Origin of the sequence: Lentzea sp. DG1S-22 (assembly GCF_036321065.1) — a bacterium.
GTDB lineage: Bacteria > Actinomycetota > Actinomycetes > Mycobacteriales > Pseudonocardiaceae > Lentzea > Lentzea jiangxiensis.
Genome location: NZ_CP143276.1, coordinates 6934740 through 6953018, shown reverse-complemented (window position 1 = coordinate 6953018; position 18279 = coordinate 6934740). Strand labels below are relative to the sequence as shown.

Genomic DNA, 18279 nt, shown 5'->3' with positions numbered 1-18279 from the left:
AGCGTCGCTGCTGTCCGGTGCTCTACAGCTGTCGCGTCGAGGAGTGCTCACCGTGTTGTCGCCCGAGGATGTCGACCTGGTCGCGGGACTTCGCAAGGTCTCGGAACTGATGCCTGGCATCGCGTTCGACATCGTCATGGAAACCCTACCGCCCGAAACTGAGCGTGAGTTCGGCCGGATCCTCGTCGCGCTCGGCGAGACGCTGTCCGAACGTGCCGAGAGACGAGGGCCACCTGAGCGGGCGATAGACGGTCGCGGGGCTGCCGACAGCTTGGGGCAGCAATGACGAAGAATTTCCTGCCGTCGATGGCTGAGCGGGCGATCGGCCGCGAACTGCGGAGGTGGCGGAACGACGCTGGATTGAGTCTCTCTGTTGCCTGCCAGCGGGCAGGGTTCTCGGCTGCAACGCTCAGCCTCACCGAGAACGCCTTGAAGCCGTTCGACCCGCTGGACATCATGCTGCTCGGGCGCATCTACGAGCTTCCTAATCACGTCTGGAAGCGGACGGCCAAGTACGCCGAGACTCTCGCGAGAGAACGCACGCAAGGCGCGAACGGGCAGCACGGTTTGGTCGAGCTGAATGCGGCCAGGGACGTGGATGACGCGTATCTGGAGGCTGTGACGATCCGCGCCTTCGGTGCGGACCTGATTCCACGCTTCCTTCAGACTCCTGAGTACAGGATCTCCGCTACCGCTCTGGGATGCCCCACCTATCCAGCCGATTACCCGGATCGCACGGCGGCGCTACAGACGCGCTGGACGGACAGCCTGACGGCAGCTGGTGGACACGGCCCGACAGTTGACGTCCTCCTCAGCAAGCGGGCGCTTCGCCGCGTAGTCGGCAACCCGACGATCACGAACGCTGCCCTTCTCCAGCTGATACGGCTCGCTGAAAGCGAGACCTTCACGGTCCAGCTGACCAACGGCGAGCCTCTGCCGGAAAACTCGTACCTCCATCTCGCATTCCCGCACCGACAACACCGCGACGCGGTGTACGTGGAAGGCAGTGGCAACGCGAGGTACATCGAGGACCCGACCGTATGCCAACTCGTCAGCCATAGCTTCCGGGCGCTGCAACATGCCGCCCTCAGCCCGGCGCAGTCCATAGAGGTGGTCGCCGAAACGGCCAGCACCATGACAGACAGAGGCAACTGAGCGCATGGATCGAGCACCACTCACGCCGCGCAGCTGCGAGCTCGGCGACGAACTCCGAACCCTGCGGGAACGATTCGCCAGAGGGTCCGAGTTCGCCAAGACGCTCGACTGGGACCCCAGCAAGGTGTCCAATATCGAACGCGGGAAGGTACATCCGACCGACGTAGACCTCGCCCAGTACCTGACGGCCTGCGGCAAAGATCGAAGCTGGATCACCGACTTCATCGGTCGCTACCGGCTGGCTTTTGAGCCGTACTTCGCCCAAGAGCCAACGAACTCCACGACGATCGTCTTCGCTGAACGCACCACGACCGCCATTACCGGCTATGGCGGGCCGACGATCCCGGACCTGTTTCGGACCGATGCCTACACCGAGCATGTGCTTCAGCAGACCGGGGCAACCCCGGAGCAGATCCAGTCCGCGGTTCGGTCCCAGCAGGAACGCCGCTGCATTCTGCGAGCGCCAAGGCGGCCGGCATGCGTGTTTTACGTGAACGAAACGACGGTCAGAGCGCAGCTCGGCGACGACCGCACCCGGATGGATCAGCTGGAGCTGCTCAAGCTCATGTCGTGGGCACTTCGCGTCGTTCCCGCGGGCAAGGAGCTGTCCTCCTCATCCGGCTTCACGCTCTACGAATATGAGAAGGTGCCGGCCACAGTCGTCGTGGATTGCGATGTCGCGAGAGTCTTCGTGCAGGACGATGCGGCCACGTCTCGATGCCGGAGGGTGCTGGCGAGTCTGGACTACACGGCCTTGAATCACTCCGAGTCGAGAGACCTCTTCAGCCAGTTGCTCACGGATGAGTACGTCGCTGCTATCGCGGTCGCATCGGGTGAGCGTCCGGACGCTTCGTCACGCTGACCTGCACTTAAGCGAGCTCAGGTTCAGCTCTCGACCCCTTCGGGCACCTAGTAGAGCCTGGCGGGCCAAAAACCGAACCTCTAGCGTGGACGGGGTGCACAACGTGCTTGAAGCAGACATCCCAGACGGACCTTTCAGCTCCGGTCTTGTGTCTGCTGTGCTGGAGGCGGCTTCCGCCCACACGGGAATCGACTCGGCCGATGCGCGCTTGATGCGGCTGGGTGAGAATGCTCTGTTCCACCTCCCGAATTCGTCCGCGGTTGTGCGCATCGCCCGGAACCACGACCACTGGGACGACGCAGTCAAGGAAGTGGCGGTTGCCAACTGGCTCGCTGAAAGTGGCTTGCCCGCCGCACGGTTGTACGACCTCGACCAGCCGATCTCGGTCTCCGGGTATCCGGTGACGTTCTGGAGCTACATCGACGGTCGCAACGGCGGACGCGACGATGTCGGCGCCCTGGGCCGCCTGCTGCTGAAGCTGCACGAAACGCCTCGCCCGACAACGTTCGACCTGCCGGAGCAAGACATCCTCGCGCGCGTCCAGCCTCGGATCGAATCCGCCAGCGTGCCAGATGCTGACAAGCGTTTCCTGCTGAACAGGGTCGCTGAACTTCGTGACGAGATCAACGCGCTCGAGTTCCCGCTTGAACCGACGGCAATCCATGGGGATGCACACGTCCAGAACTTGATGATCAGCGACGGTGCAGCGATCCTGATCGACTTCGAGCGCTTCTCGTGGGGCCAACCGGAGTGGGACTTGGCGATGACGGCGACCGAGTATCTGTCCGCTGGCTGGTGGACAGCGGACGAGTACCGCAAGTTCTGTGAGGCCTACGGCCACGACGTGACGCAGTGGGACGGCTTCAAGGTCCTGCAAGCCACGCACGAGATCAAGATGACCACGTGGATCATGCAGAACATTGACGAGTCCGAAGAGATCGCTGCCGAGTACGCCACGCGGATCGAGACCATGCGGACCGGCCATGCAACGGAGCCGTGGCAGCCTTTCTAAGCGATCCGTGTCAGCAGAGTGGCGGTCCCTAGGTCGAGGCCTGGGTAGTGCCGAATCACCCGCTCGACGAACAGGCGCGTGCGGTGATCGTTTGCGTGTAGCGCCGCGAGTTGCGCATGGAAGTCGGTCAGGTAGCGCACATACCTGCTGGATTGCAGCGGACCAGCAAGGTCTACCGCGTCGATCGCCAGGTCCACGGCTTCCTCCAGGTCGCCGTTCGTGAGCGCCCCGGCGGCCGAGACCATGCCGATGAAGGCTCGCGTCCGCGGCGGAGTGTCGTCGGGCGCGATGGCTTGCGCGGCGTAGAGCCTGGCCTTCTCCGGCTGTTTGAGGTCGCGGAAGCCGTGGGCGGCCTCCCCCGCGAGCTCCTCGGCGTTGAAGTAGCTGATCCACGGCGGCTCGTCGTCGGGGACGTGCTGGCTGAAGAAGCGCTCAGCCTCGTGCATCACGCGGGCGAACTCGCGCGCCTGGCCGTTGCTCGCCAATGCCCTCGCTTCCATCGCGAGGAACATCGCGGTAACCGCCGGCGTGGCCTTACCGATGGTCGAACCCTGGGCCGCGCGCGCGAACTGGACGGCGTCGTTGAAGCGCCCGAGATAGTTCGCCTGGTGGCTGAGGTTCGCGAGCAGCCTTCCGCCCAAAACGTGGTCTTGAGCTTCGCGAGCAAGCCGGAGTCCCTGAACGAAGTACCGCTGCGCTGCTCCGTGACGGCCTGCGTCGTAGGCGCTCCACCCGAGGAGCTGTGCGACCTCCGCGGCTGCACTGAACAGGTCGCGCCGCTCCGGCTCGGTGTGAGTGCCTTGCAGAAGCGGAGTGATCTCGGTCTTGAAATAGAAGAGCAGCATCTTCCGGACGTGCCCGCCCCCGTACCGGAAGTCCAGGTCCATCAGGTTCGCTGCTGTCGCACGAATCGCCGATGCCGCCGCTCCCCCACCTCGGCGCAGCTCGTCCGCATCCGCCACGTGCAACGAGTCGCCGAACATGTAGCCGGTGATGATGCTCGGCGTCGCCTCCTGCGCCCACTGAGAACGCACAAGGGCAGGCTGGTCTTCGAGGTCAGCCGCGGTGAGCTGGCTCATCAGGTCAACGGCGGCGTCCGCACTCGGCGGGTACTCGGCGCCGTGCTCTGTCGCATCGGGGCCAACGGTCTGCAGTCCGCCGTTGAAGCCGATCTCCGCCAGGTCGACGCGCCGACCCAGCTTGGCGCCGAGAGCAAGTGCGATGTAGTTCTGAGTCGCCGCCTTGGGCCGCGTCCCGTCAAGCCAACGGCGAACCGACACATGATCAGCCGAGATCGTCTGACCGTCGCGTTGGGCGAGTTCCCGAACTCGTGCGGCAAGCCCCTTGTTGCTCATGTCGGCTTCCGACATCACCGCAGCTAGAAGCTTGTTCGGCTCGTTGTTCCCGGTCAACTGATCACCGCGCTGGCACGCTGTGCACCTCCAGTGCACCCCCTCCGTGCACCAATGCACCCCCTTGAGCACACTGCAATGCACCCCCTCACCTGGCGTTCTATGTGTACATGAACAGAACGCCGGATGACCTGGAATTCATCAGCCGCAGGCTTCGTCAGTTGCAGATCGCCATAACGAGGGTCACTGAGAAGGTGGAACAGATCGAGCGTCGTCGACGGCTTCGAGCTGCTCGACACGCTCAGTCAGATGCAAGACCGCCGCCTGCAACTGATCGAGCTGCCGAATGACCGTCTCGATCGTGACCGGGTTTCGATCTTCCGACGGCGGCTCCTGAACGAAGACGCCTACGGCGGGCTGCGAGATCACCCAGCCGTCGGACTCAAGGATCTGCACAGCCTTCTGCGCGGTCCCGAGTGCGACGCCGTGTTGCTCGGCGAGCTTGCGGTGACCGGGAAGGCGGGCGCCCACTTCCAGGACGCCGGACCGGATGTCTCTCTTCACCGCTTCGACAACTCGCTGGTACGCAGCTAGTCCTGGCTGGTCGCTCACGACATCAGCCTAACTTCACTGACCCACACTGCTACAGATCACCCGATTGGACTATGCCATCCGATCCATACTGCACTACATTGATATGCATCAGTCGTTCTACATCGGAGGTACGACATGGCTCTGAACGACATCCCCGTGATCCTGTCCCACTACAAGCTCCTGATCACCGAAGCGCCCTGCGTAAAGATGCGCGAACTCGACGGCGGCCAGATGGTGCCCGTGGTCGACCGCCACACGAACGAAGAGCAGTTTGTGGTGGTGCTGTTCGCCAAGGCTCGCCCTACGGAGGGACGGCGTAAGTCCAAGGGTGAAGAGATCAAGGTCAACCTGCCCCGTGACCCCGGCGAGGGGTTCGAGGAAGGCGACTACGTCGAGCTGATCAACCCCGTGATCAACACCTACGAGATGCGCGGGGAGGACGGAAAGATCACCGCTTCCGGCCTGTGGTTCAAGGCGGACGGTCTTACCCCTGCGGCGCGGGTCGTGTCCGCTCCCGCGGCTTAGTCCCGCAAGCCCTGCCCGGTAGGCCGGTCGCCCGCTTCGAGTCGGGCCAGGGCACTCAATTTGTTCTTTGAGAATTACAAAGTGAGTCGAACCATGCCTAAATCCGGAGCATTTCAGGTGCTCCGGGAGATTCGGTGAATCCAGGTATGACGTTTGTTCCTGGGTTCGCCGTGCCTTCCGAAAGGAGATTCAGCATGGATGAGCGCTCGTACCCGCTCGCACTCACCGATACGAACGACCCTCGCTTCACGTTCGGGTTCGTTTGCGACGTAGCCGATGTGCTTGCAAGGCACGGCTTTCCAAGTATCGGCAACAGCCCCCAAGACCACGTCGAGTTGCAGCTAGCGCTGTACCGCTTCATCTACGTGGGCGACACGAGGACTGAGAGGTTGGCCAGTTGATCCAAGAGATGTTGAACGACCGTGCCCAGCAGCGGTACGGCTCGTTCGTCGGCGCGATGGACTTCGTTGAGGAGTTGTTGGTACCGCTGGAAAAGCTCATCAACCGGATGAGCGAGAAGCCCGGCAAGGCCGGTGGCTGGCGGGTCGCGAAACCCGACGAACTCAAGGGCTACCTGCGGACCGCGCGGAACGACCTCAGTGCGCTCCGGGAGCAGGCCAAGCGACACGAAATCAATTTGAAGGCCAAAGAGTGGGGAGCCTGATCGATGTCTCACCAGCTCGACAACGCCGTGTCCAACCTGGACCAGGCGATGAAGCAGCTCCGTACGGCGATGGACGGCATCCCGGTTCGCCGTGAGGGCTTCACGGACTTGCGGCGCCGGTTCGTCCGCTCGGTCAGCGTGCTGACCACGGAGGCGTCCTACGCCCGCGGGCAACTGCCCAACAACTGAATCCGCACTGACCAACGCGGCGGCCGATCTTCGACACGTTCGAGGGTCGGCCGTCGCGCATCCCTTAGGAGCAAAGCAATGGGTTGGAAATGGAACGCAAGCAAGCGCGTCGTGGCCGCCGAGTTCCGCGCGGCGCGATGGCTGGCCAGGAATCCGGAATGGATGCTCGCCCCGTCCGCCGTCGCGGCCGGCGCCTGCACGCTTGGCCCGACCGTCACGGGCTACGTCCTCGGCGGCGCAGCTGGTGCGACTGGGCTTTGGTACCGGGGTCACCCGGACTCGTTCGACACCTTGGCCGCTCCGACACTGCGAGCCTGGCAGCGGCGGTGGTTCGGGGCCTACGTCGGTGGCCGCTGGCGGGATCTGATGGACGTGCACAAGCTGACCACCGAGCACCGCCGGAAGAAGGTCACGAATTACCCGCGCGTGGTGCGAGTCCGGTCGTACTCGCCGTCGATCGACACCGTGTTGGTGAAGCTGGCCAAGGGCCAGTCACCGATGCACTTCGCCCGCCAGGCCGAAGAGCTGGCGCACGCGATGGAGGCCGAACGCGTCGCAATCGAGCTGGTGAAGCCCGGCTACGTGGCACTCGTCGTCCAACGGGACGAACCGTTCACGGAGATCATCCCCGCGCCGGACATGCCCGAGCACTCCGAAGACGTGGACCTGCGGGCGGTGCTGCTGGGTGAGGACGAGTACGGCGGCGACTGGACCGAACCCGTCCAGGGCACGCACACCCTCACGGCGGGCGGAACCGGGTCGGGCAAGAACTCGCTGGCGTTCGCCAAGCTGCGGTCGATGGCTCCGCTGATCAGGGACGGCATCGTCCGCCTGTGGGTCTGCGACCCGAAGTACCTGGAGTTCGCGGCCATCAAGCCGATCACGGAGAACCGCTACGCCGATGACGCGGGCGAGTGCCTGGAGCTGATCGAGAAGTGGGTGGACGACATGGAGCGCACCCAGAAACGAATGCAGCGGGCAGGACTTCGGTCGGTACAGCCGTCGCGTGAGTACCCGCTCAACCTGTTGATCGTGGACGAAATCGCATCGCTGGTCGCCTACCGGCCGGAGTACGCCCGCGAGATCACGGGCCTGCTGGCTCGCGGAACCTCGATGGGACGGGCGACCAACCACGTGGCGGACGCCTACATCCAGGAACCGGACAAGGACACGCTGAAGATCCGGGACCTGTTCCCCAACCGCATCTGCCTGCGCACCACGTCACCAACGCACCCGGACATGGTGCTGGGTGAAGGCGCACGCGAACGAGGTGCGATCGCTGACCAGATCCCGGCCGTTCCTGAAACCGCCGGCATCGGCTACCGCACCGACGAACGCTCACGCGTTCCCCGTCGAGTCCGCGCGGCATACACGACGGACGAGAACATCCGCGAACTCGTGGAGTTCGTCCGCGACGGACAGACCGGCTCGCTTCGCTCGATCGCCTGACTTTCCTTCACCCCACAACTTTTCGCCACTAATTGTGGAGGCCTCACCATGCCCGAAAACAACGCCCCTCGCCGCCTCGACGGCCTGCTCCGCGCAGTCCGCGGCCACATCCGCACTCTCGGCTTGCCCCGGCCGGACCGGCTGGTCATCTCCACGCCCTCCGGCTCGGTGCACGCCGAATTCACCTCCGGCACCGCACCCGATCGGCTCGCCTGCCTGCTGGTCTGGGCGGCCTCGCTCCACGGAGTCGAACTGACCTGGACCCTGCAAGCCGCAGGAACCCTCTCGGTCTCGGCGACCGGCCGCACTGCCTCTGGGGTCACGCTCGGCCTCGCTGCCTCGGCCTCGGTGGTCGATCTGGGCGGCAAGGTCAAGTCCGGCTCCGGGGCGGTGCTCGCCAAAGCCTTCCGGTTGTCGGTGTGCACGCCGGAACAGGTCACCTTCGATGAAGTCGCCCAGGTCGTCCAGGCCGCGCGAAAGTCCGCTCCCCGGCTGGCGGTGGCGGCATGACGAACAACGACGCTGAAGCCTTCGGCTACCGGGTGTTGATGCGGGTCCTGTTCGGACCGACTGACGGACCGCCTGCCTGGCGTGAACGGGCCGCCTGCGCTGGCTCCGATCCGAGCCTGTTCGACACCGCCGGCCGAATCGCCGCCGCGAAGAAGGTGTGCGCGTCCTGCCCAGTCCTCACCGAGTGCCGCCAGGACCAACTGGACTGGGAAGCCACCAGTCCCCGGTTCCGTGCCAACGCCTCCGGCGTCGTCGGCGGCCTCACCGGCGCTGATCGGCGCCGCATCCACTACCCCGCCAGGAACGCAAAGGACGTGGCCTGATGAAGCTCGTGCTCGCTGTCCCGATCAATCTCCGCGGCTTCGTCCGCATCGCGCACATGGCAGCCGCCGTCGTGACCTCCCTGATCTGCATGTACCTGTTGTTCGGCTTCATCGGGTGCCTGGTGCTCGCGGTCGAACTGCTGTGGCTGGGGTGCCTGCTCCTCAAGGCAGCACACGGGGAGTAGGTGGCCTGGTGTCCGAGAAGTCCAAGCACAGCACCGAAACCGAGTCCGAGGAACCGCGCGAAACTCGGACAGTTCGGCGGCTGCGGGCACAGCTCGATGAGGCGCAGGACATCCACAAGCTCACCGCGAACCCATTGCTGGCGGCCGTGCAGGCGGACCGGTTCCGGGTCTCGGTGACCCGCTCCATGTGGTGCTTCCTGACCTGCGGTCTCGGCTTCACCGCGACCGGCGTGCAAGCATTCCTCGCCGGACACCTCGGGCCTTCTGACCCGATGTGGTGGGGCGCGTGGCTGGTGGAACCGGCCTTCGCCGGAATCCTGATCACGCTCCTGCGGTGGGAAGCGCAGATGCTCGCTCACGGCCTGGCCGTCGATGACCGACCGGTCAAGTGGCTCAAGCGGGTGCTGCTCGGCGCAACGCTCGTCACCAACGTGTGGTCGTCACTGCGGCCACCGGACGGGCAGATCAACGCCGGGATGGTGTTCCTGCACCTAGCGATCCCGCTCGTGGTGTTCCTGCTCGCCGAAGTCATGCCGGTGATCCAGGCACGCTGCAACGCCGCCCGTGACAAGGTCGCTGAGATCGTTCCTGCGCCGACGTCCACCCCTCCGAGCGCTGTCACCCAAGCGGCACCCGCTCGAACCGCTCTGAGGCTTCCCGGACACCTGCAAGGTGCGCTGGACGCCAAAGCGAACGAGGTTCACGCGGAGGGTCGAGCGCTCACCGCGCAAGACATCCAAGACGCGCTCAACGTGCCTGAGGAGTACGCCGCGCGGCTCGCTGCGCAACTCGCAGCCTGAACCCATCTCAACCACGCGGGGCATGACCAGAAGACCGGTCATGCCCCGCTTTTCGTTTTCCCGCAACGATAAGGAGGGCGCCCGTGATCACCCTGGAAGACCGCATCACCGCGCGAGTAAAGGCGGTCGACTTCCGGGCATGGCGAGACCGGGTGACCGCGATCGGTGGTTGCGCCGCACCCATCCGGTTGTCCGGCGCCTTCCAACTCCAGGACCTCAACGGCGGGCTGATCGAGCACATCGGCGGGGACGTCATGGTCCCGTGCGGCAACCGCCGCGAGTCGGTCTGCCCGGCCTGCTCCGACCGGTACGCGGCCGACGCTTACCACCTGATGCACGCTGGCCTGGCCGGTGGCTCCAAGGGCGTCCCCGAGACGGTGTCTGAGAAGCCTCGTGTATTCGCGACGCTCACCGCGCCGTCGTTCGGCCCGGTCCACAACCGCCCGATCGCCACGACCGGCAAGGTCCGGCCCTGTACGGGCTGCGGTGAGTGGCACCACGGCGACGATCCCCGCACCGGTGGTGCCGTCGACCCCGGCACCTATGACTACACCGGCGCGGTCCTCTGGCAGGCACACGCGGGCAAGCTGTGGCACCGGTTCACGATCGCGCTGCGCCGCAAGCTCGCTAGCGCGGCCGGCCTGAAGGTCTCCGAGTTCAAGGACCACGCTCGGCTGTCGTACGCCAAGGTCGCCGAATACCAGAGGCGGGGCCTCGTCCACTTCCACGCCGTCGTGCGCGTCGACGGACCCGACGGGCCGCACGACCCCACCCCGGCCTGGGCCACGGCCGAACTGCTCGGCGACTGCATCAAGGCGGCTGCTCGAGCGGTGCGGATCGACACCACGCGGCCGGACGGCTCGGCGCTGCGCCTGCTGTGGGGCGAACAGGTCGACACCAAAGGAATCCGCGGCTCCCAGGTGGAAGACGAGTCCGGCGAGATCAGTGAGGCCCGGCTGGCGGGCTACGTCGCCAAGTACGCCACCAAGGGCACGGGAGCGAAGGACACGGCGGACCGGCCGATCCGTTCCCAGCTGGACATCGACGTACTTCAGATCTCCGAGCACCACCGGCGGATGGTGCAGACCGCGTGGGACCTCGGCGGCCTGGCCGACTTCGAGGAACTGAACCTGCGCAAGTGGGCGCACATGCTCGGGTTCCGCGGCCACTTCCTCACCAAGTCCAAGCACTACTCGACCACCTTCCGCTCCATCCGCGAGGAGCGGAGGACGTTCCGGAAGCTCGAAATGTTCGAACGCCTCGAACTCGATCCTGCGGCCGTGGTCGTCGTCAACGACTGGCAGTACTCCGGATCCGGCTACGACAACGACGCGGAACGCGAACTCGCCGCCGGCATCGCCGAAAGGGTCCGAGCTCAACGCCTACGCAAGTACGAAAGGGAAACAGCAGCATGAGCCAACAACTTTGGGACATCGCAGAAGTAGCCAACTACCTCCAGGTCACGGTTGCCACCGTCTACGGATGGCGCACCAAGAAGTACGGCCCCAAGGGAAGACGAGTCGGTAAGCACATCCGGTGGGACCCAGATGAGGTTCGAGCCTGGTTTCAGGCTCAACCGGCGGAGGTGGCGTGATGGGCCACGTACAGGACCGCTGGTTCACCTCCGTCAAGGACCCGAGCAACCCCAAGAAGACTGTGCAGCAACCAACTTCGCGATGCGGCGTTGGGAAGCGCTACCGGGCTCGGGTGATCGGGCCTGACGGCGGCGAGATCTCCGAGAGCTTCGCGGACGGTCAGGACAAGGCCGCTCAGGAGTGGATCAACACAACCGAAGCGAAGATCACGCTTGGGATCTACGAGTCTCCGCAAGCTTCCAAGAAGTCCAAGGGGATGCCTCTTCTGAAGCCGTTCGCGTCGGACTACATCGCCGATCACGACATGGATGAAGCCTCGCGGGAGATCCTGGAGATGCGTTTCGGGAAGCACATCTTCCCGCACCTCGGTGAAATGCCGCTCGATGAGATCAACGCATCGTCACTGAGGTCTTGGGACAGCAAGCTCCGCAAGGACAAGCTGTCGGACCGGTACCGGCACACGCTGTTCATGAACCTGTCGGCGGTCATGAACGCTGCGGTCGACGACGAAGTGATCGACAAGAATCCGTGTGAGGGCAAGTCGATCAAGAAGCCGAAGCCGACCAAGAAGAAGATCGTGCCGTGGCCGGCCTCGCGAGTCTCGGCCGTTCGACGGGGCTTGCCCGAGCGCTTTCGAGTCGGGACAAACCTCGGTGCGGGGCTCGGCATGCGCCAGGGTGAGTGCTTCGGCGTCGCGGTGGAAGACATCGACCGCAGAGCGCGAGAGGTGCGCATCGTCCGGCAGATCAAGACCGTGAGGAACACGCTCGTCTTCGCATTGCCCAAGAACAAGAAGACCCGCACCGTTCCACTGCCGGACCACGTCGAGCGCTCGATCGACGAACACATGGAGCGGTTCCCGCCGGTCCCGATCACCTTGCCGTGGGAGACGCCCGACGGTCCGCTGGTGACGGTCGAGCTGATCATGACGTCGATGAGGGGCCTCCCGATCCGGGCGAACGACTTCGACCGGAACTACTGGAAGCCCGCACTCGTCGGGGCAGGAGTGCCCGCAGGCCGGTACGAAAACGGCATGCACGACCTGCGCCACCTGTACGCCTCGGTCCTGCTCGACGGCGGCGAGTCGATCAAGACCGTGTCGGAACTGCTCGGGCACGCGGACCCCGCGTTCACCCTTGCGACGTACACGCACCTCATCCCCGAGAACATCCCGCGGACCAAGGGCGTGATCGATGGGTTCCTGGCCCAACTCCACAGTGACGGCCCGGAGACGGCCCAAGTCCCCGCCGAGACCCATTAGCGCAGATCAGGGCATGTTCCCGGACAAATCGACAAGATCTTCTGGGAGACCAAGCAGGGCTGAGCCCTTCCCGGTCTGCCGCGAACGGCGCCGCTTCCCCTCGGGGAGCGGCGCCGTTCCGCGTCTGCGGCGACCACCGACACAGCGTCACGCCGCCTCGGTGACCTCCCCGGTCACCTCGAACTCGACGCCGGTGGGCGACACCCCGGTGAACCTCAGCCGCACCGACTCCCGCCCTCCGCCGAGGTGTCGGTCACGGTCGGCACCGGCACCTCGGCGGACGTCTGCCCGGCCGGGATCGACACGTACAGCTCGAGCCGGGTGGCCGACAGCGGTCGTGAGGGCAGCGCCGCCTCCCCGGAGTTGCGGAGCAGCCAGTCGGCGTTGACGTCCGCTGTGGACAGTTCGGTGCCGGAGGCGGGCGCCAGCGGCACGCCGCTGACCGAGAACGCCGAGTCAGCGGCCTCGGACAGCGTCAGCTTCCACTTCAACGCACCGCCCTCGGCCACGCTGCCGGTGACGGGGGTCGCCGTGATCCGGGGCGCCTGGTCGTCGTTGCGCACCAGCAGGCCGCCGACCGCCGAACCGACCACGGCGTTGGAGATCGCCTGCACCGCGACGGTGTTGAGGACGTCGCTGCTCCACCTGGTGTTGCCGGCGAACGTGAGCGGCACCTCGGCGCGGTTCCGGCCGGGCGCCAGCGTCACCAGCCGGGTCTTCGGCGTCTGCGCTTCGGTGTAGAACAACCGGATCACGCGCGTGCCGTCACCATCGGCGGTGACGACCATGTTGTGCGTCTGCGTGCCGGAGTTGCCCTCGTCCACCGCGACGAGGGTGGCGTCGACCCGAGGCACGCGCACGGGTGTCACGGGGACGAGCCCCTTGCTCCAACCGTAGGCGTCGATCAACCACGCCTCGCCGGAGGCCGACTCGGGCACCAGTTCCAGCGACGCGACCTGCCCGAGCCCGGACGGCAGCGGCACCCGGACTTCCTGAGCCCACAACGAGCTCGTGCGTTCCGAGGACGGAAGTCCCGCCGCTGAAACGGAACCCAGCGTGTGCTTCCGTCCACTCTGGTCGTTCAAGACGACACCGAACCTCGCAGCCGCGGCGTTCCCCGGGACCGCGAGGCGCACCGCCAGGTCGGTGGAGCCGGCCAGGGACACCGGGGCGGCGGGCGTGACGAGACCGGCCTGCCCCGCGGCCGACCACTTCAGCGCCACCGCCAGGCGTTCGGGTTGCACCGAGGCGAAGCGGAAGCCGACGAAGTGCGGGGAACGGGCGGTGCTGCACGTGACGGCCGCGTCGCGCGAGACCTGCTCGCACACCCGCGCCGAGCCGGTGGCCGCGGTGGAACCGTCCGGCACCACGAACGGCCGGCGGCCGGCGCCGAGGGCGTGGGAGAGCACGCGGGCGGGGTCGGCGGACGGCGCGCGGACACCCGTGCCGTCGAGCAGCGGCAGGACCGACTGGTCACCGGCCAGGAACAGGGCCGCGGACGCCGCGACGTAGGTCGCACCGGCGGTTTGCTGCTGCTGCGCGGTCAGCCTGGTCGGCGCGCCCGGCGTGCAGATCGGATCGGGCTGCTGGCCCGGCCAGAAGTCGTCGAACGCAGGCGCCTCGGCCTGGCCGGGGGTCCATTCGCTGTTGAAGTAGTTGTGGTTCGCGCCGACCATGTAGAGCGCGCTGTGCAGCGCCTCGCCGCGGCTCAGGCCGCGCGTCTGGTCCAGGAACATCTGCCCCTGCAGGTCGGACACGTCACCGTCGCAGCCCGGCAGGAACGTCACCGACGGCACGTCCGGCGCCGTGTTGTGGCCGAAGATCGTCGGCCCGATCAGCACGTCGCCGCGGATGCTCCAGCGCACCGGCCCGTCGAACCCCGTGTCGCCGGGCGGCGGGGTGAGGCTGTCGGTGGCGGCGCGGTTGACGCCCTCGCCGCCGCGCGAGTGGCCCACGAGCAGCACCTTCGACATGTCCGCCGCGGGCAACGCCTTCACCGCGCCGGGCGCCGAGGTGCGTCCGGCCCCCGACCAGCCGGCCCACTTCGCGAGGTGGTGGCGCACCAGCGACGACCTCGCCTGCGCCCCCGCGTCGGCGGTCGACGCGTCCTGGGCGTTGATGCCGTTGGCGGAGATCGACACCGTCAGGTACCCCTGCGATGCCAGCAGTTCCTGCGCTTCCAGGTAACCGCGGTGGCTCGGCACGGACGTCAGCCCGCCGGGGCACGGCCAGTCGAGGCTGATCTGGTCCGGGTCCGTCTTGCTGTAGCAGGTGAAGTGCCTGCCGTGCAGGAAGAGCACGAGTGGCCGGTCGCCCTCGGCACCCTTCGGCGCGACGACGACGGCCTCCATCTCGATCGGCGTCACGTAGCCGGGCAGCCTGACCGGGTCGAGCGCGTACTCTCCGGCCTCCGTGGCGTACGGCCCGGGCTCGCCGGGGTCCACCGCCGCTTCCGGCAGCGACGCGGGCAGCGCGGGCGCGGACAGCGCGGGCGGCGACGGCTCCACCACGTCCAGGCGCTTGCCCACCGACCGCACCTGCAGCGCCGCCGGGTCCCGCGGAGCCGCTCTCACCGTGAACGAGCGCAGGTCCGCCGACTCCCGGGCCCGGCCGAGGAACCGGTCGCCCTCCCAGAACTCCACGCCGGCGTCGAGCACCGGCATCGGCGTGGCCGTGGTCCAGCGGATCTCGTCACCGGAGACGGTCCAGCCGGACGAGGGCGGTTGCGGTGCGGCCGAGGCGGGCAGCGCGGGGAGGACCGCGGCCAGCAGGACAGGTACCAAGAGCGCGACTGTGCGACGCATGAGCGGGTCCCCCTCGAAAAGGACGATCCACTCCGTTCTAGCGAGGCCTCACCGCGTCCGGGAGGCGTTACCGGCGGGAATCTGCCATCCGAAACGACAAACAGCCGGGTGTCGTGCGCCGTTCGGCCCAACGCCGAGAGATTTTCCCTATAAGTGCACTACCGGACCAGCCGACGGCGAGCCTCAACGGCCTCTGATGTCGCCGTCCCGCTCGTTCTGGCGCAGCTTGTTCCAGGTGGAGGTCAGCTCCGTCCGGATGCGGGCGACGCGGACCCCGAAGGCCTCGCGGATCTCCCGGGCGTCGACTTCATCGGGTGCGCCGTGGTCGGGGTGCTCGGCGGTCATGGGGGGTGGGGTACCTCAAAGGTGGACTCGTCCAAACGTGGGCCCCGTCACTGCTTAGGATCGAACAGGTGAGCACCCACCTCTACCTGCTGCGCCACGGCCAGACCGAGTGGTCCGAGAGCGGCAGGCACACGGGACGCACTGACATCGAACTGACGCCCGAGGGCGAGCAGCAGGCACGCCGGGCGGGCGCGACGCTCGCCCGGCTGAGAGGCACGGACCAGGCGCCGGCGCTCGTGCTGACGAGCCCGCGGCAGCGCGCGACCAGGACGGCGGCGCTCGCCGGGCTGGAGATCAGCGGGACGACCGAGGACCTGGCCGAGTGGGACTACGGCGACTACGAGGGCATCACCACGCCGCAGATCCGCGAGCGGGTTCCCGGCTGGACGGTGTGGACGCACCCGATGCCCAACGGGGAGACGCACGCGGAGGTGCAGGAGCGGGCGCGCAAGGTGCTCGGCGACGTGCGCAGGGTCCTGCCCGGCGGTGACGTCGTGCTCGTGGGGCACGGGCACTTCAGCCGCGTGCTGATCGCCGCGTGGCTCGGGCTGGCGCCCGACCAGGGCGTCCACTTCGGACTGGACCCGGCCGGCACCTGCCAGCTGGGCGACGAGCGGGGCGACCCGCAGGTGCGCAGGCTCAACGTGCCCGCCTGGGAGGTGTGATGATCCGGAGGGTGGAACCGCGCGACGTCGACGCGGTCGTGCGGCTGGTGCACGAGCTGGCGCTGTACGAGAAGGCGCCGGAGCAGTGCCACCTCACGTCGGAACAGTTGCACACCGCGCTGTTCAACGACAGCCCCGCACTGTTCGGCCACGTGGCCGAAGTGGACGGTGAGGTCGTCGGGATCGCGTTGTGGTTCCTGAACTTCTCGACGTGGGACGGCGTGCACGGCATCTACCTCGAGGACCTCTACGTCACGCCGGAGCACCGCGGCAGCGGCATCGGCAGGCAGCTGCTGGAAGCACTTGCACAGGAGTGCGTCGCCAGGGGCTACACGCGGTTCCAGTGGTGGGTCCTCAACTGGAACGAGCCGAGCATCGGCTTCTACAAGAAGCTCGGTGCCGTCCCGATGGACGAGTGGACGGTCATGCGGGTGGCCGGCGAGGCGCTGAGGGAGCTCGGCTCTCCCCGCTGAAGGTTGACGAATGGTCTCGAAAGGCTCACGAAACGGGAATTCCACACAGGACGGGTCCGCGGTGCTGGCAGCGTCCCCGCTCGCCGATCCCCCGGCACAAGCAAGCGTGGAAAGAAGGAACGACCGTGGGCACTGACCCGAGCACCATCGACCCGAACGCGGCCGCCGGTATCGGCATCGTCGGAACGATCATCTACCTCGCCTTCCTCGTCTTCACCGTCGTGGTGTTCTGGAAGGTCTTCACCAAGGCCGGTCAGCCCGGCTGGGCGGCGATCATCCCGATCTACAACATCTACGTGTGGCTGAAGGTCGCGGGCCGTCCGGGCTGGTGGCTGGTCCTGTTCCTGATCCCGTTCGTGAACATCGTCATGGCGCTGATCGTCTCGATCGACGTCGCGAAGTCCTTCGCGAAGGACACCGTGTTCGGCGTCGTCGGCCTGTGGCTGTTCAGCGTCATCGGCTACGCGATCCTCGCGTTCGGTGGCGCGCAGTACCGCGGCCCGGCCGCCCTCGCCGGCCAGCAGGCCGCGTACCGGGGCTGAGTGCAAGCGCGAAGGCCGGGCCGGAGGTCACCCTGTACTTCCGACCCGGCCTTCGCCGTGTCCGGACACGGATGACGTGGGCCTAGACCATGCCCACGGCGCCGTACGTGGACGCGTCGGCGGCCGGGGAGGTGCCGGGCAGCTCGCCGTCGGCCCTCCAGTAGGCGGCCAGGACCAGTCCGGGCTCCAGCAGCTTCAGGCCGCAGAGGAACTCCTCCACGTCCTGCTTGGACCGCGGCACGAGCTCCGAGCCGACCGCGGCCCCCAGAGCGACCAGCTGGTCGACGAGCTCGGGTTCGACGTCCTTGGTGAGGTGCGTCAACGCGAGGATGCTGCCCTTGCTCAAAGCGGCCCGATAGCGCGCCACGACGCCGGCGGGCTCGTTGGTCACGTACGTCAGGATGCCGACCATCAGGACCGCGGTCGGCTTGGTGAAGTCGATGAGGCGGCGCGTCTCGGGGTGGCGCAGCACGGCGCCGACGTCGCCGACGTCCGACTGCACGATGGCGGTGCAGAGGTTGTCGCGCAGCATCGTGCGGGCGTGGGCGACGGCGACCGGGTCGTGGTCGACGTAGACGACGCGGCACGCCGGGTCGATCGACTGGGCGACCTCGTGGACGTTGCCGGCGGTCGGGATGCCGCTGCCGAGGTCGAGGAACTGCCGGATGCCGTACTCCTCGACGCACAGCCGCACGACGCGGCGGGAGAACGACCTGATGGTGCGCGCCACCTCGGCCACCGGGAACTTCTTGGTGCTCTCCTCGGCCAACGCGCGGTCAACCGCGAAGTTGTGCGCTCCGCCGAGGTAGTAGTCGAACAGGCGGGCGACGTTCGGGCGTTCGGAACCGCCGTCTGTCGTCACCCGCTTCGGGCCGTCCTGCACTGCGCACCTCACCCTGCTCCCGAGCGGCGCGAACGCTGGGGGCACGGTAACCGGCTACTCCGTTCGTGTCCATCCACCATTTAGTGAACAC

At 66.8% G+C, this 18279-nt stretch carries 24 protein-coding genes; 19 read left to right on the top strand and 5 right to left on the bottom strand.

The genetic code is table 11. The features are described from left to right. Window positions 1-43: 43 nt before the first annotated feature. From V1227_RS33055 to V1227_RS33040, 4 genes are all read left to right on the top strand, one after another. Window positions 44-286 (top strand): hypothetical protein, encoded by a 243-nt coding sequence (locus V1227_RS33055; RefSeq protein WP_329789151.1) that lies wholly within the window; start codon window positions 44-46, stop codon window positions 284-286. Next, a complete protein-coding gene (locus V1227_RS33050) occupies window positions 283-1155 on the top strand; it encodes a helix-turn-helix transcriptional regulator (RefSeq protein ID WP_329789150.1) in 873 nt (290 codons plus the stop codon). The genes V1227_RS33055 and V1227_RS33050 overlap by 4 nt, the downstream gene beginning before the upstream one ends. 4 nt (window positions 1156-1159) lie before the next feature. Beyond that, window positions 1160-2017 (top strand): helix-turn-helix domain-containing protein, encoded by an 858-nt coding sequence (locus tag V1227_RS33045; protein ID WP_329789149.1) that lies wholly within the window; start codon window positions 1160-1162, stop codon window positions 2015-2017. Window positions 2018-2111: 94 nt separating this feature from the next. Then, complete coding sequence (locus V1227_RS33040; RefSeq protein ID WP_329789148.1) at window positions 2112-3029, top strand: aminoglycoside phosphotransferase family protein; 918 nt, start codon at window positions 2112-2114, stop codon at window positions 3027-3029. Here the strand turns inward: V1227_RS33040 and V1227_RS33035 are convergent. Both V1227_RS33035 and V1227_RS33030 read right to left on the bottom strand, forming a co-directional pair. Further along, on the bottom strand, window positions 3026-4441 hold the full coding sequence (locus V1227_RS33035) for a hypothetical protein (RefSeq protein WP_329789147.1): 1416 nt from the start codon (window positions 4439-4441) through the stop codon (window positions 3026-3028). The two genes, V1227_RS33040 and V1227_RS33035, sit on opposite strands and share 4 nt — an antisense overlap. A 183-nt stretch (window positions 4442-4624) precedes the next feature. Beyond that, window positions 4625-4993: a winged helix-turn-helix domain-containing protein gene (locus V1227_RS33030; protein WP_329789146.1), complete on the bottom strand. Its 369-nt coding sequence runs from the start codon at window positions 4991-4993 to the stop codon at window positions 4625-4627. A gap of 138 nt (window positions 4994-5131) precedes the next feature. Between V1227_RS33030 and V1227_RS33025 the strand changes: the two genes are divergently transcribed. From V1227_RS33025 to V1227_RS32970, 12 genes are all read left to right on the top strand, one after another. After that, window positions 5132-5500: a hypothetical protein gene (locus V1227_RS33025; RefSeq protein WP_329789145.1), complete on the top strand. Its 369-nt coding sequence runs from the start codon at window positions 5132-5134 to the stop codon at window positions 5498-5500. Between the two features lie 194 nt (window positions 5501-5694). After that, window positions 5695-5901 (top strand): hypothetical protein, encoded by a 207-nt coding sequence (locus tag V1227_RS33020; protein ID WP_329789144.1) that lies wholly within the window; start codon window positions 5695-5697, stop codon window positions 5899-5901. Next, the gene (locus V1227_RS33015) at window positions 5898-6164 is read left to right on the top strand and encodes a hypothetical protein (RefSeq protein ID WP_329789143.1); all 267 of its coding nucleotides are present in this window, start codon (window positions 5898-5900) and stop codon (window positions 6162-6164) included. The genes V1227_RS33020 and V1227_RS33015 overlap by 4 nt, the downstream gene beginning before the upstream one ends. Window positions 6165-6167: 3 nt before the next feature. Then, a complete protein-coding gene (locus tag V1227_RS33010; RefSeq protein WP_253322590.1) occupies window positions 6168-6353 on the top strand; it encodes a hypothetical protein in 186 nt (61 codons plus the stop codon). Window positions 6354-6644: 291 nt separating this feature from the next. Next, window positions 6645-7802, top strand: coding sequence for an FtsK/SpoIIIE domain-containing protein (locus tag V1227_RS33005; RefSeq protein WP_329789142.1), 1158 nt, complete (start codon window positions 6645-6647; stop codon window positions 7800-7802). 48 nt (window positions 7803-7850) lie between these two features. Next, complete coding sequence (locus V1227_RS33000) at window positions 7851-8312, top strand: hypothetical protein (protein WP_329789141.1); 462 nt, start codon at window positions 7851-7853, stop codon at window positions 8310-8312. After that, complete coding sequence (locus tag V1227_RS32995) at window positions 8309-8635, top strand: WhiB family transcriptional regulator (RefSeq protein ID WP_329789140.1); 327 nt, start codon at window positions 8309-8311, stop codon at window positions 8633-8635. The genes V1227_RS33000 and V1227_RS32995 overlap by 4 nt, the downstream gene beginning before the upstream one ends. Beyond that, window positions 8635-8820, top strand: a complete 186-nt coding sequence (locus V1227_RS32990) for a hypothetical protein (RefSeq protein WP_329789139.1) — start codon at window positions 8635-8637, stop codon at window positions 8818-8820. The genes V1227_RS32995 and V1227_RS32990 overlap by 1 nt, the downstream gene beginning before the upstream one ends. An 8-nt stretch (window positions 8821-8828) precedes the next feature. Continuing rightward, window positions 8829-9620, top strand: coding sequence for a hypothetical protein (locus V1227_RS32985; RefSeq protein ID WP_329789138.1), 792 nt, complete (start codon window positions 8829-8831; stop codon window positions 9618-9620). Between the two features lie 83 nt (window positions 9621-9703). Next, entirely contained in the window at window positions 9704-11035 is a 1332-nt protein-coding gene (locus tag V1227_RS32980) for a replication initiator (RefSeq protein WP_329789137.1), read from the top strand. Beyond that, window positions 11032-11214, top strand: a complete 183-nt coding sequence (locus V1227_RS32975; protein ID WP_319968535.1) for a helix-turn-helix transcriptional regulator — start codon at window positions 11032-11034, stop codon at window positions 11212-11214. The genes V1227_RS32980 and V1227_RS32975 overlap by 4 nt, the downstream gene beginning before the upstream one ends. Next, window positions 11214-12476 carry a tyrosine-type recombinase/integrase gene (locus V1227_RS32970; protein ID WP_329789136.1) on the top strand — a complete coding sequence of 421 codons (1263 nt, stop codon included), beginning with the start codon at window positions 11214-11216 and terminating at the stop codon, window positions 12474-12476. Before V1227_RS32975 ends, V1227_RS32970 begins: the two co-directional genes overlap by 1 nt. A 215-nt stretch (window positions 12477-12691) precedes the next feature. On the opposite strand, the gene V1227_RS32965 is transcribed toward V1227_RS32970, so the two are convergent. Both V1227_RS32965 and V1227_RS32960 read right to left on the bottom strand, forming a co-directional pair. Then, entirely contained in the window at window positions 12692-15280 is a 2589-nt protein-coding gene (locus V1227_RS32965; protein WP_329789135.1) for a hypothetical protein, read from the bottom strand. A gap of 183 nt (window positions 15281-15463) precedes the next feature. Further along, the gene (locus V1227_RS32960) at window positions 15464-15625 is read right to left on the bottom strand and encodes a hypothetical protein (RefSeq protein WP_329789134.1); all 162 of its coding nucleotides are present in this window, start codon (window positions 15623-15625) and stop codon (window positions 15464-15466) included. A 68-nt stretch (window positions 15626-15693) separates the two neighbouring features. Here V1227_RS32960 and V1227_RS32955 point away from each other — a divergent pair, with 68 nt between their 5' ends. The 3 genes from V1227_RS32955 to V1227_RS32945 all read left to right on the top strand — a co-directional run bounded on the left by V1227_RS32955 (window position 15694) and on the right by V1227_RS32945 (window position 17305). After that, window positions 15694-16290, top strand: coding sequence for a histidine phosphatase family protein (locus tag V1227_RS32955; RefSeq protein WP_329789133.1), 597 nt, complete (start codon window positions 15694-15696; stop codon window positions 16288-16290). Continuing rightward, window positions 16290-16763, top strand: a complete 474-nt coding sequence (locus V1227_RS32950) for a GNAT family N-acetyltransferase (protein WP_329789132.1) — start codon at window positions 16290-16292, stop codon at window positions 16761-16763. Before V1227_RS32955 ends, V1227_RS32950 begins: the two co-directional genes overlap by 1 nt. A gap of 125 nt (window positions 16764-16888) precedes the next feature. Beyond that, entirely contained in the window at window positions 16889-17305 is a 417-nt protein-coding gene (locus V1227_RS32945; protein WP_236217012.1) for a DUF5684 domain-containing protein, read from the top strand. Window positions 17306-17387: 82 nt separating this feature from the next. Here V1227_RS32945 and V1227_RS32940 read toward each other — a convergent pair whose 3' ends face one another. After that, a complete protein-coding gene (locus V1227_RS32940; protein ID WP_329789131.1) occupies window positions 17388-18188 on the bottom strand; it encodes an SAM-dependent methyltransferase in 801 nt (266 codons plus the stop codon). Window positions 18189-18279: the final 91 nt, after the last annotated feature.